The organism is Vulcanisaeta distributa DSM 14429 (genome assembly GCF_000148385.1).
GTDB classification, from domain to species: domain Archaea; phylum Thermoproteota; class Thermoprotei; order Thermoproteales; family Thermocladiaceae; genus Vulcanisaeta; species Vulcanisaeta distributa.
Genome location: NC_014537.1, coordinates 1,798,662 through 1,812,728 on the forward strand (window position 1 = coordinate 1,798,662; position 14,067 = coordinate 1,812,728).

The following is a 14,067-nucleotide window of genomic DNA, read 5'->3' on the forward strand; positions in this document are numbered from 1 at the left end:
CGACTAATCCATGATTGCAACCTCAGCATGTAAAGTGTTTGTGGGCTTATTGAACTGTTAATGCTAGAAAATGACTTGCGTTGTTCATTGTGTAATTAATAATTAGGTTTGGTCCTTAATCATTACTGAGCTTTATAACTACCATACGGCTGTTAGGCCTGTTTTTCAATGCTCTGGTTTCTGGGTTAATTATGATACGTCGATTAGTAGGTCGTTAATTATCTCTGTGACTACGTAACCCTCCCCACCATATAGGCTTAATTTAGCATACAATAAGCTAAACTTAATGATTCCCCCAAGTGATCTTGTGCTTATTAGTACATCACCTCATTAAGCTTGCATCCGCAAGGCTCTGAACCAACTCCATTTATCTCGGCTTTAGCTAATGCCATGTTCACGTTTTTACTTATTACAATGACATGTATTGAGCTTTTCATGCCTTAGTCCACCGTTTTACTCGGTGTCTACGCTGTTAATCTTAGGCTTTGGTCTAAAGCTGTGGGTGTGCCTTGGGTCGTAGACGCTCGATCTTACCGGCGTGTCCAGGATGGACGGGTCTGCGGCCTTACCCACTATTATCACGGAGTCCTTGGTTATCCTAGCCCTCTTGACCTTCTCGGCGATGTCGGACAGTGTTCCCCTAATTATCACTTGGTCGGGCCACGTCGCCTTGTAAACCACCGCGACTGGCGTATCATCGGGCACGCCGGCCTCCCTCAACTCCTTAACCACCTTATCGATTAGGTGAACACCGGTGTATATGGCCATCGTCGCGCCTATGAGCATTGCCTTGGCGAAGTCCTTTATTGAGCCCTGCATCGGCACCCTAGCCGAGGCCCTGGTTATGATTAGGGTCTGGGCAACCTTGGGTAGGGTTAACTCAATGCCCAGCACGGCGGCCGCGGCCAACGCCGCGGTGACCCCAGGCACCACCTCATACGGTATGCCGGCCTCCCTAAGCGCGATGATCTCCTCAAGTAGCGCGCCGTATATACTCGCATCACCCGACTTAAGCCTAACCACCAGCTTACCCTCCCTGGCCCTGGTAATCATTATGTCCACGATCTCCTCAAGCGTCATTGAAGCACTATTATGAATCTCCGCGCCTGGCCTAGCCCACCTAAGCACCTCCGGATTTACCAGGGAGCCCGCGTAAATAACTACGTCGGCCTGCTGCAGGTACTTCATACCCTTCACGGTAATGAGTTCCGGATCACCAGGCCCGGCCCCAACGAAGACCACCTTCCCAACCATCGATGTAGGATCATTATCCTACTTATAAATCCTTCTAGCTATGACTAGTGAGAAGTAGTCCCTAGGCAACTCACCACTTGGTTCATTAATTATTAACTCACCATCCATATAGCACCGCCTGGCGTAGGTCACGGAATACCCATAATTCCTAAGTAGCGAGGCGACCCTGCCCATGTCCGCGTTCCCCTTGAGTATTATTATCGTGTCGGCAAAGCCCATAGCCCTCATTAAGCCCTCGATGTCGTCACCCACGAGTATGACTATCGACTCATCACCAACCGCTAAATTAACACCGGCCCTGGCAGCGCACGCCATTATTGAGGAGACCCCAGGCACAATTATGGGTTCGTAATCGCAGTCAATGAATGGCTTAATCCTATAGAAGGTACTGTATAGAGATGGGTCACCAAGTACCACAAATGCCGCACTACCATACCTACGTAACCCATCGCATATGGCCCTGGCATTCCCCATTAATACCTCCTTACTTGGTTCCTTAATCATGGGAAAACCGAGGAACACCACCTGGGTGTCTGGGTCAATGTACTTACTGACTATGGTGTACGCCAAACTCCTATTGCTGCTGGTGGAGTAGGGTATGAACACAAGCTTAACTTTACGAAGTACCTCGGCACCCATGACCGTGATTAATCCTGGATCGCCAGGCCCCAACCCAATGACGTATAGCTTAGGCACTTCATTACTAAGCTCTTTGCCCACTCTGATCACCGCTGCTTAATGGCATCCTTAATGCTTACCACCGAGGATACCCGCCCACACATATTCTTCTCGCCAGCTATTATGAATATTGGGTTTCTCGAGAGCATTACGGTGCCAACGCCAGTCCTCAGGCCCTTGGCTATAACGACTTCTGTGACCTCCACGTTCACGAAGCCTAACTCGGCCATGGTCGCCAGGGCCAGCGATGCGTTCTCCAGGGTTATTGCATCAATTACTAGGCGGCCGCCCACGCTTAATTTACCACGCACGCCCACGATTATGTCCCTCAACTTACCACCACTACCACCTACGAACGCGGCATCCACCTCACCAGGCACTTGATTTAATGCCTCAGGTGCCTCACCATGTATGACAATGACCCTATCACTCACACCAAACCTAATGGCGTTCCTCCGCGTGAGTTCCACGGCATTTTCATCACTATCAATGGCGTAAACGAGGCCTCTCCTCGCCATTAAGGCAGCCTCCACAGTCACTGAACCTGTTCCCGAACCTATGTCCAGCACCCTCGAGTCCTCCCTCAGCCTAAGCTTCGAAATCACTAACGCCCTAACCTCCTCCTTAGTCATTGGGATTCCCTCGACACGTTCAAATAATTCGTCAGGTATTCCAGGGGTTACGTACCGCCAGAGGGGATTACTCATGGTCGCCAACCCTCGCGAGTACCTCACCATTATCGCTAAATATCACAATCTCGAGGGAAGCATTGCCCAGCTTCCTTAACCTGGTAAGTGCCCTCTCGGCTATTATCCCCATAACCTTACCCGCGGCATTGCCTAGGTAATGCAAGGCCTCGCCGACCGTTTTAGAGGAGGCTATCCTACGTAGGGTCTCACCATTAATCCCAGCCATTACTGCGGCCCAGGTGATTGTCTCGATTCTCGCATCACCAACTGAGCTGTGCGTGTTTAGTAAACCGGCCGCGAGCTTAACGGCCTTCCCTGGCAACAACGCCACGACTACCTTACGGAAGCCCAGCCCAATGGCCTCCCTAACCGAGGCGCCTACTAAATCGCCGACCTTGACCACAGATAGGTCGTAAATGGCCTTGGCGAAGTTAACAGCCCTATTGCCTGAGGCGATCACCACACCATCACCATCCCTCCTCAAAGCCATTAATTGAGCCTTTATGTGTTGGATGAAGGATTCATCACTTACGGGCCACTCGATACCCATCGTCCCGAGTATGGATATGCCACCGATTATACCGACATCCTCATTCATCGTGAACCTAGCCAACTCCTCACCGTTGGGCACCTCAATGATTACCTCAACACCCGAGCTTACGACTTCCCTAACCGCATTCTCAATCATGAGCTTAGCCGTGGGGCTAATGGCCGACTCGCCCATAGGAATGCTTAAGCCTGGCCTCACGACCTTACCCACGCCACGCCCACCTACAATCCTTATTGTCCCTTCGCCTATTGGATGCACGCAGGCCCTGATCACGGCGTTATCCAGCTTGTCGGGGTTATCACCGGCGATTTTACGCACATCAGCACATACATAGCCGCCCTCCGTGAAGACCCTATCGACGGCCACCTCAAGCCTGAGGCCGACGGGTGTTGGTATGGTAACACTATTGGGTGTTACGCCCTTAATTAATGCCATAACCGCCGCCTTCGCGGCCGCCGCGGCGGCAGCCCCCGTGGTTATACCAAAGCGTTTAAAGTAATCAATCACACTCATACCCTGTAGCCCCTTGGCGTTATCATGAACCCTCTGTAAACATAGGTTCTTGAGTTACCTATTATTAATGTCGTATTCATATCCACGGCCTCCAAATACCTCATCCAGCTACCTAGGTTTGTCGTTAGCACGAACTCACTATCCCTATAGGCATTCCTGACTATGCCTACTGGCGTTGATGCGCCTCTGAACATGGATATTAGGTTCATGGCCTTAACAAGCACGTCTTTACTGATCGGGTTATACAGGGCAATCACGAAGTCGCCGCTCACGGCTGCCCTAATCCTCATCATAATCTCCTCATCACTAACCAATAGATTGCTTAGGTTTATGACTGCGAAGTCCATGTTGAGGGGCGCGCCTAATCTGGCGGCTGCCGCAAGGGCCGCTGTAACTCCTGGTATTATGGTAGGTCTCAGGTCGAGCCCCTCCTTACTTACTAACTCAAGGACGAGACTCGCCAACCCATAGACCTGGGGATCACCACCACTCACCAGCGATACCACATGGCCGTTGAGGGCCTTCTCGATAGCTAGCCTAGCCCTCATGACCTCCTCATGCATTCTTGATTTAATAACCTCCTTGCCATTGATTAAATCACTGATTAGATTTACGTACGTATTATAGCCAATAACCACGTCACTCTCTCTGATGGCGTTAATTGCAGCCACAGTTCTTAGCTCAGGGCTTCCTGGCCCAATGCCGACTACGTAAAGCCTACCAACCATGTCTCCTCCCTACCATGCTAATTAATTCATTGAATATGGCCACAGCCACATTACTACCCCCATACGTGCCCCTCACGACTATGCTTGGTATCCCGATTTTGATCAATTCCTCCTTAGCATCTGCTGCGTTGGTAAATCCTGGCGGTGTTGCAATTACCATGGGGACCTCGACGCCCTTCCTGATTAACCTAAGTACCTCAACGAGGGCTGTGGGTGAATTGCCAATAATAGGTATTGCGGGTTTGTACCTACTTAGTGCTATCCTCATTGACGCCGCAGCCCTCGTGATGCCGAGCTCATTAGCTAACTTAGTGGTCTCTGCATCATCTATTAAAGTCACCGTGTTGCCCCATCTAAGGCCTACCATCACCATTTTGGTATCGGCAACCACCGTGACGCCGTTATTTATTAATTCCTTAAACACGTCAGGCGTCCTTGGGTCGACATAGACGTACTTAACAAGGGCTGGATTGCCCGTGGCGAACACAGCCTTTGCCACTAGCCTAATGAGTACCTGATCATCAGTATTAAGTTCCCTACGTACTAACTCAATCACTCTATTGATGCTGTTCCTTTCAATTTCTTCGGGACTCATGACGTACCTGGTCAAGTACGTGGGTATGTCCAGGGCATTGATTATTCTTAAAAGCAACGCCTCTCTAACGAGTATGGAGTCAATCAGTGGCTTGGTAACGTAGGCCTCAAATTCGTAACCACCCCATGATGCCCTAACCCACTTATTAAATTCCTGAATGTTTAAGGACCCCATTATGTCCCTAACCACGTGATTACCCGGGCCTAGGAATGCCAATGCGATGATTATGCGCTTAATACCACGGCTTAGGTGCTCCCTCAACACATCCCTCCAATTGGGGCTTGAGTATTCATTATGGGCAATACTTACATAAGTCATTAAACCCAAGCCACTAAGTCGATTCTCAAGATAATTCTTTAGGTCATTAAACCAATCCAGGAATTCAGGTCTGCGGGATCCATGGGTTACTACGAGTATCGATGTAGGATCCATATCCTACTTAAAACCTGGATAAAAATCCTATTTAAAAGAGTTACTAATCACGACTGCAGGGTGGTATCACCATGATCGTTAAATCACTAAACTCATTGCCTAGACTTATCATGCCTGAGGCCCTGGTCCTCGTAATCCTTTGATTATTGTATGTGGCTTTCTCGATTATTGTGACCTCGGGGTCGCAGCCCAGGTCTAGTAGTGCCTTAGCGATGAGCAGTGGGCCGTGTGGGTATGGGGGCGGTAATACAATTATGTACCTCCTCAGCACCCTTAGTATAGTTTTAAGCTCCTCAAGCCTATCGTCTAGAGAACCCCTCACATGTAGTGATATTAACACTGAGGAGTCCAGGTCGATACCAAGCATTCCTAATACCGCATTTACCGAGGAGACCCCAGGCACAACCTCGTAGGTAACTCCGTACTCCCTGCATAGCCACGTGACCTTCGCCATTAACTGCGACTCCGACACCGAGGGGTCCCCATGCATGAGCAGTGCCGCGTCTTCATTAACCGCGCTCGTTATCAATTCCTTAAGGCCCTCAGCCTCATCCCTATAGCTGAGCTTTATGACCCTCTTATTGATTAAGTACTCGCTGAATCTATCAAGCACGCTGCCCCAGCCGGCCACCACGTTAACTGAGCGTAGTATGTTAAGGCCCTTAACCGTTATCAACTCCGGGTCACCAGGTCCCACGCCGATTATGTACAGCATTCAAGCGTTGTTATATGCCCAGCTTTTAAGCGTTAGACCCTCGCTACGGCCACCGTGACCCTCCCAATAACTATCTTCCTAAGAAGCAGTGAGGTACCTCCAGCAGCTAATGCAGCGAGTTCGGCAACACCCCTAACGCCTAACCTCCTTAATTCGTCACTCGGCGGTGTGGCGCACCCATGATTTACCCTCTCCAATTCATCGGTACTTACTAACCTAAAGGGTAGGCCCAATGCCTTAGCCGCCTCGCCGACCCTCGGCTTTATTGAGGCTACGGCCAAGACCCTGTCGGCCCCAATACCGAGCCTATTCAATGTAGTTCTTATGGCCTTAATTACCTCATTAATACCGGCCTCATTCATAAGCCCAACCCCAATGATTACCTTATACGGCACACACCGCAGCATCCTAATGCCCTCTAACGATTGATGGGGTTCACCCACAGTGATGATGTACTCACACCCTGCATTAACCCCAATCACGTAGCTGCCCCTTACCTCCCTTGGCAATTCATTAATGCCAATGATGCATATGGGCTTATTACTAAGGAGCGCCGAGTAGAAGTTCGGCAATTCTTCGGTATTAACAATGTCACAATGAAGAAGCCTAGCCAACTCCTCAATGCTTGTGACGCCCATGTACTCGGCGGCTGTGGTTATCACGGCCTCAGCCCCCATTAGCCTGGCAATCGCCTCAGCAACCTCATTGGCGCCCCAATGGGCGCTCAATATGGGTATTACGTACCTACCCCCATCATCAATCACAACCACTGCTGGATCCGCAACCTTAGACTTAGCATACTTACAGACCAGCCTGACGGCACCACTCAACGCCATCACCAGGACTATGGCGTCAAAGCAGTCCCAGTACCTACCCAAATCACCGTCGTACTTGATCATCGCCGTCGGCACGCCAGTCCCCCTCAACAACCTAAATAGCCTATTGGCAGTATCAGCACCGGAATCGCTTGCATAAACAATGAGCACACCCCTCCATAATCTCTCCAGGATAGACACGATATAGGATAGCAATCCTATTTATAAGCTTATAAATACACGCCGGAATTAATAGATAACGCCTAACTACTCACTTACTATCATAACGCCTAAAGAACACGTAGTAAAGTACCGGATCAAGCAATGCTATGCTACCGTTTGCCCGGGAGTGGTTTTGACCACCCTCGGGTTCATCACGGCTTTCCATCCCCTGCCCCCGCCTGCGGGAGCGTGGCTCCCATCGGCGAAGAGCGGTTCATGCCACGGTCCCCCTCACCTAGTTCATCGGGTTCATCCCTGCTATAATATCACTTTTTACAGAAAAGTTTATAAGTTTTTCTGTAGTAATTTTTCGTGGTGTAGAGAATTATGCCTGAAGAATACGTGTTTCACGCTAGGATTTCGAAAACGAGCCACGGACTGCTGTGCATATACATTCCGAAGGGGCTCAGCTCGAAGATGCAACATCTACATAGGAGAGAGGTGATAATACGTGTCACAGTACCAGATGAGTGATGATGTGGTTGATGCAACACTACTTATAAAGTATGTTACCGTTATCGGTAGACTAGTCCCCATTTCGTCGGAGGACTACATGAAGTTAGTTAGGCTGGCATATGATTTCAAGAAAGCGGTACTTTACGCCACAAGAATGATAGCCAAAGGCATAGATGCTAACTCTATCCTCAGGGAACTCAGGTCAATGCTTAACAAGGCTTATGGTGACTCAGCGTACAAGGTTGCAAAGGCAATTGTAGAAGGATGTGAATATAGCAATGGCAATCCAAGGCATATTAAGATAAAGAGGCTTTTCATTGTAAGCGATGGTGAAGCATCTAGGCTTGGAAACCGAAACATTAGGTTAGAGTCCGTAGGTGTAGTCAAGATTAAGTATCCCTACGATGGCTCGTGGCTCACCTTCAAAGCTTTATTCGGCAGAGAGTACTTACCGCTAGTTGCAGAACTGGTGGAGCTTGCTAGGCAGAAGAGGGTTAGCTATGGGGCTAGAATTGTTTTCAGAAGCGGGAGGATATACCTCCACATCTCAATACCACTAGAACTCTATCTAAAGCATTTTAAGAGGGGAGAGGCTGGGGGAAGCCTCGTTGCGGGATTCGACTTGAACAGCGATAGGATAAACATGGTGATAGTCGATAAGTACGGGAGGATAAGGGACACCAAGACCGCGTGGTTCCCGGAGGTGACATCACATGGATTCCCAAGAAACAAAGCCAAGACGAGGAGGCTTGAAGCACTCTCGAAATTGCTTAGGTATGCCTACTATCATGGTGTTGGTGTTGTTGTCTTTGAGAATTTGTTTGCCGTTAAAAAGAGAGTTTTTGGCAGGAATAGAATTGCAAATCGCAAGATAGCAAGATTTGCAAAAGGAGAATTGTTACGGCATGGCTTGGTTATGGCTATGAAGTACGGTTTCAGAGTGTATCTGGCAAATCCAAAGGGTACATCAAATTCTAGAGAACATGATGAGGTGATGAGGAGGTATGGGTTAGACAGACACACGGCATCAGCATACCTCATAGCCCTGAAAGGACTAAAACAACAATGAACAACCTCAGTTGATAATAAATGAATGTAAAAAGATTTCTATTAACATGAAAAAGGATTCAGCCCTAGGATCATTGATAATGAAAACTCTGCATAATCCATTAACAAGCCTGCTATCGTGCTACCCAGGCCATACGGAACCCTACGGACAAGCCCTGAGACTTAAATTTCTTGATTCTTGAAATTATTAAATTTCGTTTTTGAAAACTCATGGGCCTTGGGTGCGGTCTTGACAGTTAAACCTAGTCATTGCCCCTATTATCTTCTTTATTCTCTTAATGTTGTTTTCGTTTAATGTCTCCTCATACATACTTTTCAATACCTCGCAAACTAACGGCAAATTCGAAGTCTATATAAATCAAGACGAGATAAATAAACACCCAGAGTTAATTACCAAGCGCCCTCTTAACCTAGCGTTAAAGCCAGCTTTTCTAAGTCTATCCTGGATCGCTACCGCATCCTCTAGCCTACTGCGCTTAATCCTTAACTCAACACGACCAGCATCTTTCACGTGCGTGTTCATCCATACGCCGCTAATGACCTCAACCATCGACCCACCCAACGGCTTAATCCTCGTTTTAGTTAGCTCGATTAAGTTCCTAAGCTTCTCCGCATCAGGCAGTCGGCTTAGATCTTCAATCAAAGTCCTAACCCTAGGTTCACTAAGCCAACTCTGAGCTAGAGTGACAGCTCTTGACGAATAGACTTTAATTTCTTTCTTATACTTATTATCGTAATCCTTAAAGTTTAAATCCATCATTCTTTTGATGATGACTTTCCACAACTCATACTTTGATTTACCTAATATGAGCATAATTATCTTTTCCTTGGTGTTGATGCTACCATCACCTAATATTGCGAAGAGCAGAAACATTGTGAATCCATCGTTATTTAACGCGAGTACCTCCTTGGCAATCTTTACTTTACTCCCGAGCTTATGCCCGATAGCCATTAATTGCCACGTAATCTTCACATCGCTATTTTCATTAATGTTTAAGCTATGTATGCGCATATAATTTTTGCCAGGCCAAGCCATTAGCCAAGCAATGACCTGCCAGAGGTAGTTTGTGCCCATCACGGGATAGCCTCTTTCATGGATTGAACCATCCGTGAGCATTAAACCATACTGCATTGGTCTAAGCAAATCATCAAAGAATCTCGGTATATCTATGTGAATACCTTTAAGGTTATTCAAGGTTAATCTAATTATTATACTACCTGACTTAGCGGTCCTTTTTACACTAATTGCTAGGTGTTCCGTGTATAGGTGTGCTATGAATGACTTAGCAGCGTTGATCGGATCTCCGCTTATTGCAATCTTCACCTCACCGCTTCTTAACTTTTTAATTAATTCCTTAAGCTCTTTTCGATAAATCTTTAGCCAACCCTCCCTTGTTCGATTAACCAATTTAAGCATCTTCATGCCTATTTTATATACCGCCTTCCTCAACCTAGTAATATCATCATCACCTCTATTAGCCCTTGCCTTGATTTCCAGTAACCAATCACTCAGAGCATTAATCGCATAATCAAAGGGTGTGTTCTCGTCGTTTAATAACACGTCTCTGTACCTCTCGACTCGCGCTAAAAACTCATTAATTAATTTATTTACCTCCTCAATTATTTTAGGGCCTTTGACCTCCTCACCGCATTTAAGTCTCTCCGAGCCCCTTGTCTTTTTACCCCAGCATATTCTTAAGCTGAGAGTCATGGAAATATCTAAGTAATACTCACAACGTGATTAATAAGCCACTGATGAACCGGTACTGAATTAATTTAAGTACTTAATTGAAAGAAGCATGGAGTGCTTTAGTATTACCACTTAGAGGTACTTAATAGATAAATCAGAATAATTAGGAAGGGTAAAAGCACTAAGTAACGAGCCAAAGACCGTTAAGGTGAAGTGTATATGCGGAGATAAGTAAGCGAGTATGCTGTAACTTTGGACAGAGTAATAAGGTGCTTAATCGAGTTATTTAGCGAGTAATTATGTCATACTGTTACCACAGCACTAATCATTAACGCCATAAATATTACAAGTACATTAAAGCCGCTAATCCACATAATGAATCCATGAAACCACAGTGCTCTTAATCACCTAAACATTAACACTAAACTTTTTATAAATTATAAATTTAATTATTATTATGAGCATATGAGCAAGAGTTAATATTGAATTACTATGGACGAGGCACGGAAGCCAATACGAATGTGCCATGAATAAAGTTTCCTCGCGCATGGGCGTAGTAGTAGTTGTAGTAGTTAATGTTTAATACATTGCCGAGTGATGAGGTATATCGTGTTAATTTAATTTTGAAGCTAAGTAAACCGGCGCTTCCCGTGGCTGTGCCGAATACTGACGTTATGAAGAGTAGGGCCTTATTATTAGTGGTGCTGAAGATGGCCATGGAAATCACGAATAGGGTGGACATTATGATGAGGGCGTCTCTCCTACCTATTAAGTCACCGAGAAATCCAGAGGCAAGTACCAGGGTTGCTGAGGATATTGAGGCAACAAGGAAGTAGAGGCCGATGAGGGCTGCCGAGAATCCAATAGACTTTAAATACAGTGGTATTACGAAGGTTAAGTAACCAAAGGCCAGGCTCCTAATAGCCCTTGACGCAATTAGCAATGCAACATCTCTACGCATTTAACATCACTTACGGGGATACTTATTAAAGGAGTGCTTAGTCGCATGCTGTGCATTCGCCGCCATCGATTACGATCGTGTGCCCGGTTATGAATGATGAGTCATCGCTAAGCAGGAAAACCACTGCCCTAGCCACCTCCTCAGGCTTGCCCAGCCTACCCATGGGTATATAGTTGATCAATTTCCTAACCTCATCATTACTTAACCAATTAACCCAACCAGTCTCTATACTGCCGAGTACTACGGCATTTACCCTAATCCTAGGCGCCAGTGAGAGGGCCATGGACTTGGTGAGGGCTATTATACCCGACTTAGCGACCAAGTATGGGATGCCCGTGGTATCGCCAGTCCTTGCTGTTATCGAGGCCACATTAACTATGGAGCCACCATCCCTCATTAACTCAATACCAAATTTACTGCAGAGGAACGTACCTTTTAAATCGACTGTGATTACCTCCTCAAAATCGCTCCATGTTAATTCACGGAGTCTCTTATTCCAGATTGTTGCGGAGCCATGGCCCGCGTTGTTAACCACACCATGTAGTACCCCGTAATCCCTTTCAATTAATTTAAACATGGACTTAACCTCGTCCTCTCTGGATACGTCGGCTTTAATCACAGATGCATCAAAGCCACTCCTCCTTAACTCAAGCATTAATTCCTCGGCCTCCTTGGCTGAGGACCTATAGTTTATTATTACCCTGGCACCCTCCCCAGCAACCGCCCTGGCTATGGCCCTGCCGATACCCCGGGAAGCCCCCGTAACTAGTATAACCTTATCCTTGAGCCTACCCATTATTAATGAATTAACTGCAGCAGTAAAAGGGATTCCTCCCCCTTCTCACCTTTCTTGGTTCTTCCCGTACCTATCCTCTATCACTCTTTTTATCTCATTCAATTTATCAAGAACGCCCTCACGCCGAGCCCTATCAATTAGGTAATCCCAATCCACGTTACTCCACTGCGCGGCTAAAACCGCCGCGGCCCTTTCGCAGTCAGCGTCTGAAGACCAATAAACGCATGCATTCAGACTCGTAATCACGTTGTCCTCAGGCGACTCAATATAGACGTGCCCATCACCCACCCTCAACACCTTAACCCTACCCACGTATGTCACACCAACCACGTCTAGGGTTAACACACCAAAATAATCGCTGACCCATACCCTACCCTCCCTCCTAGCGTTTATGCTTCTTAACTCCTCATGGAGTATATCCATGGCTCTCTTGGAATCCCTGGAGTCAATAATTATATCAACATCCCCAGTCCTATAAACCCCGCCACTATACAGTTCTGAGGCAAAGCCGCCGACAATGATGATCCTACCCACACCCTCAGACTCAAGCCTATCATTAACCCTCGCAAGGAAATTGAGCAATGAGTTCCCCTGTCCGCCATCAACCTTGATACTCATTAATACGCAGTCATTATTAACACAATTAATGAGATAGCGGGTGAATAATGACCAGTCATTCACGATCAGGTAATCATTGGTAATACGTACATAACCTCTCCCTGCTATGGCACGTGACAGATCAATAATCATCTCAAGTCTCTCCTTAACACGATCCGGCGGTAACCTACGTACACCCCTTCTACCAAATATTGATCTAACATTACGCATTATGCCACTACTATAGTGAATCAAGGTGGGTAATAAAGCTGAGTTTCAACTAATCATGGAATTACTTATTAAGGGATTATTGATTAGGCGCTATAATGGATGCCGTATTGCTAAGGAGGAACAAAAGAGACCCGAGGGAAATTAGGGCTTGGTTCAGGGAGAGGTTGTCAAGACCCGGCATTGTTATTGCCCCAGGAGCTTTCGACGCATTTGTTGCCCTAATGATTCAACAACTTGGCTTCGAGGCACTCTACGTCTCTGGTGCAGCCTTCAGTAGCTCCCTGGGCCTGCCCGACCTCGGTGTGTTCACGCTAGATGAGTTGGTTAGGTTTACTAAGTATATTACGGATGCCGTGGACATACCCGTGATTGTAGATACAGACACGGGTTTTGGGGAAACCCTAAATGTGGTTAGGACGGTTAGGGAGTTCGAATCGATAGGTGCCTCGGCTATACAAATCGAGGATCAGGAATTACCTAAGAAGTGCGGTCACCTAAGCGGGAAGCACGTAGTACCTGCTGATGAAATGGTTAAGAAGATTAAGGCGGCTGTTGAGGCAAGGAGGGATGAAAACTTCCTAATAATTGCGAGGACCGATGCCCGAGGTGTTTATGGGCTTGATGAGGCCATTTGGAGGGCGCAGGCATATGTGGAGGCTGGCGCTGACATAATATTTCCCGAGGCCCTGGAGAGTAAGGAGGAGTTTGCTAGGTTTGCCAGGGAGGTTAAGGCGCCATTGCTTGCTAATATGACAGAGTTCGGAAAGACTCCGTATATAACGGCTAAGGAGTTTGAGGAGATGGGTTATAAAATCGTGATATTCCCGGTGACAACCTTTAGGGTCGCCATGAAAGCCGTTAAGGATGCATTGATTGAGCTTAAGGAGAAGGGTACCCAGAAGGATTTGCTTAATAAGATGATTAGTAGGCAGGAGCAGTACGAGGTTATTCATTACTGGGATTATGAGAATTGGGATAAGGATCTGAATGAGAGGGTGAGTAAGGAGTTCGCAGGTAAACTAAGGCTTAAGAAGAATTAATACCACGCTGACATGGTAATGCTAAAATAAGCCCGAG

General features: G+C 46.9%; 14 protein-coding genes. 2 read left to right on the forward strand and 12 right to left on the reverse strand.

Annotated elements, in window-relative coordinates; translation table 11 throughout:
* Positions 1 to 453 precede the first annotated feature (453 nt).
* From cobM to VDIS_RS09435, 8 genes are read right to left on the reverse strand one after another with little or no spacing between them, the layout of a single operon-like run.
* Positions 454 to 1,254: a precorrin-4 C(11)-methyltransferase gene (cobM, locus tag VDIS_RS09400; protein ID WP_013337006.1), complete on the reverse strand. Its 801-nt coding sequence runs from the start codon at positions 1,252 to 1,254 to the stop codon at positions 454 to 456.
* Between the two features lie 18 nt (positions 1,255 to 1,272).
* Positions 1,273 to 1,974, reverse strand: coding sequence for a cobalt-factor II C(20)-methyltransferase (locus tag VDIS_RS09405; protein WP_013337007.1), 702 nt, complete (start codon positions 1,972 to 1,974; stop codon positions 1,273 to 1,275).
* Positions 1,975 to 1,979: 5 nt separating this feature from the next.
* On the reverse strand, positions 1,980 to 2,639 hold the full coding sequence (gene cbiT / locus VDIS_RS09410; protein ID WP_013337008.1) for a precorrin-6Y C5,15-methyltransferase (decarboxylating) subunit CbiT: 660 nt from the start codon (positions 2,637 to 2,639) through the stop codon (positions 1,980 to 1,982).
* Positions 2,632 to 3,684, reverse strand: coding sequence for a cobalt-precorrin-5B (C(1))-methyltransferase CbiD (gene cbiD / locus VDIS_RS09415; RefSeq protein ID WP_013337009.1), 1,053 nt, complete (start codon positions 3,682 to 3,684; stop codon positions 2,632 to 2,634). The genes cbiT and cbiD overlap by 8 nt, the downstream gene beginning before the upstream one ends.
* A complete protein-coding gene (locus VDIS_RS09420) occupies positions 3,681 to 4,412 on the reverse strand; it encodes a precorrin-3B C(17)-methyltransferase (RefSeq protein WP_013337010.1) in 732 nt (243 codons plus the stop codon). Before VDIS_RS09420 ends, cbiD begins: the two co-directional genes overlap by 4 nt.
* On the reverse strand, positions 4,402 to 5,439 hold the full coding sequence (locus VDIS_RS09425) for a precorrin-8X methylmutase (RefSeq protein ID WP_013337011.1): 1,038 nt from the start codon (positions 5,437 to 5,439) through the stop codon (positions 4,402 to 4,404). Before VDIS_RS09425 ends, VDIS_RS09420 begins: the two co-directional genes overlap by 11 nt.
* Before the next feature lie 43 nt (positions 5,440 to 5,482).
* Positions 5,483 to 6,154 (reverse strand): precorrin-6y C5,15-methyltransferase (decarboxylating) subunit CbiE, encoded by a 672-nt coding sequence (gene cbiE, locus VDIS_RS09430; RefSeq protein WP_013337012.1) that lies wholly within the window; start codon positions 6,152 to 6,154, stop codon positions 5,483 to 5,485.
* Positions 6,155 to 6,186: 32 nt separating this feature from the next.
* Positions 6,187 to 7,170: a cobalamin biosynthesis protein gene (locus VDIS_RS09435; protein ID WP_013337013.1), complete on the reverse strand. Its 984-nt coding sequence runs from the start codon at positions 7,168 to 7,170 to the stop codon at positions 6,187 to 6,189.
* A 472-nt stretch (positions 7,171 to 7,642) separates the two neighbouring features.
* Between VDIS_RS09435 and VDIS_RS09440 the strand changes: the two genes are divergently transcribed.
* The gene (locus tag VDIS_RS09440) at positions 7,643 to 8,716 is read left to right on the forward strand and encodes a hypothetical protein (protein ID WP_148678310.1); all 1,074 of its coding nucleotides are present in this window, start codon (positions 7,643 to 7,645) and stop codon (positions 8,714 to 8,716) included.
* A gap of 357 nt (positions 8,717 to 9,073) precedes the next feature.
* On the opposite strand, the gene VDIS_RS09445 is transcribed toward VDIS_RS09440, so the two are convergent.
* The 4 genes from VDIS_RS09445 to VDIS_RS09460 form a co-directional block, all read right to left on the reverse strand.
* Positions 9,074 to 10,426 (reverse strand): hypothetical protein, encoded by a 1,353-nt coding sequence (locus VDIS_RS09445; RefSeq protein ID WP_013337016.1) that lies wholly within the window; start codon positions 10,424 to 10,426, stop codon positions 9,074 to 9,076.
* Between the two features lie 469 nt (positions 10,427 to 10,895).
* Complete coding sequence (locus tag VDIS_RS09450; protein ID WP_013337017.1) at positions 10,896 to 11,366, reverse strand: MFS transporter; 471 nt, start codon at positions 11,364 to 11,366, stop codon at positions 10,896 to 10,898.
* A gap of 37 nt (positions 11,367 to 11,403) precedes the next feature.
* Entirely contained in the window at positions 11,404 to 12,162 is a 759-nt protein-coding gene (locus tag VDIS_RS09455) for an SDR family NAD(P)-dependent oxidoreductase (RefSeq protein ID WP_013337018.1), read from the reverse strand.
* 45 nt (positions 12,163 to 12,207) lie between these two features.
* Positions 12,208 to 12,990: a hypothetical protein gene (locus tag VDIS_RS09460; RefSeq protein ID WP_013337019.1), complete on the reverse strand. Its 783-nt coding sequence runs from the start codon at positions 12,988 to 12,990 to the stop codon at positions 12,208 to 12,210.
* Positions 12,991 to 13,085: 95 nt separating this feature from the next.
* Here VDIS_RS09460 and prpB point away from each other — a divergent pair, with 95 nt between their 5' ends.
* Positions 13,086 to 14,030: a methylisocitrate lyase gene (prpB, locus tag VDIS_RS09465; protein WP_013337020.1), complete on the forward strand. Its 945-nt coding sequence runs from the start codon at positions 13,086 to 13,088 to the stop codon at positions 14,028 to 14,030.
* The last annotated feature ends 37 nt before the right edge of the window (positions 14,031 to 14,067 follow it).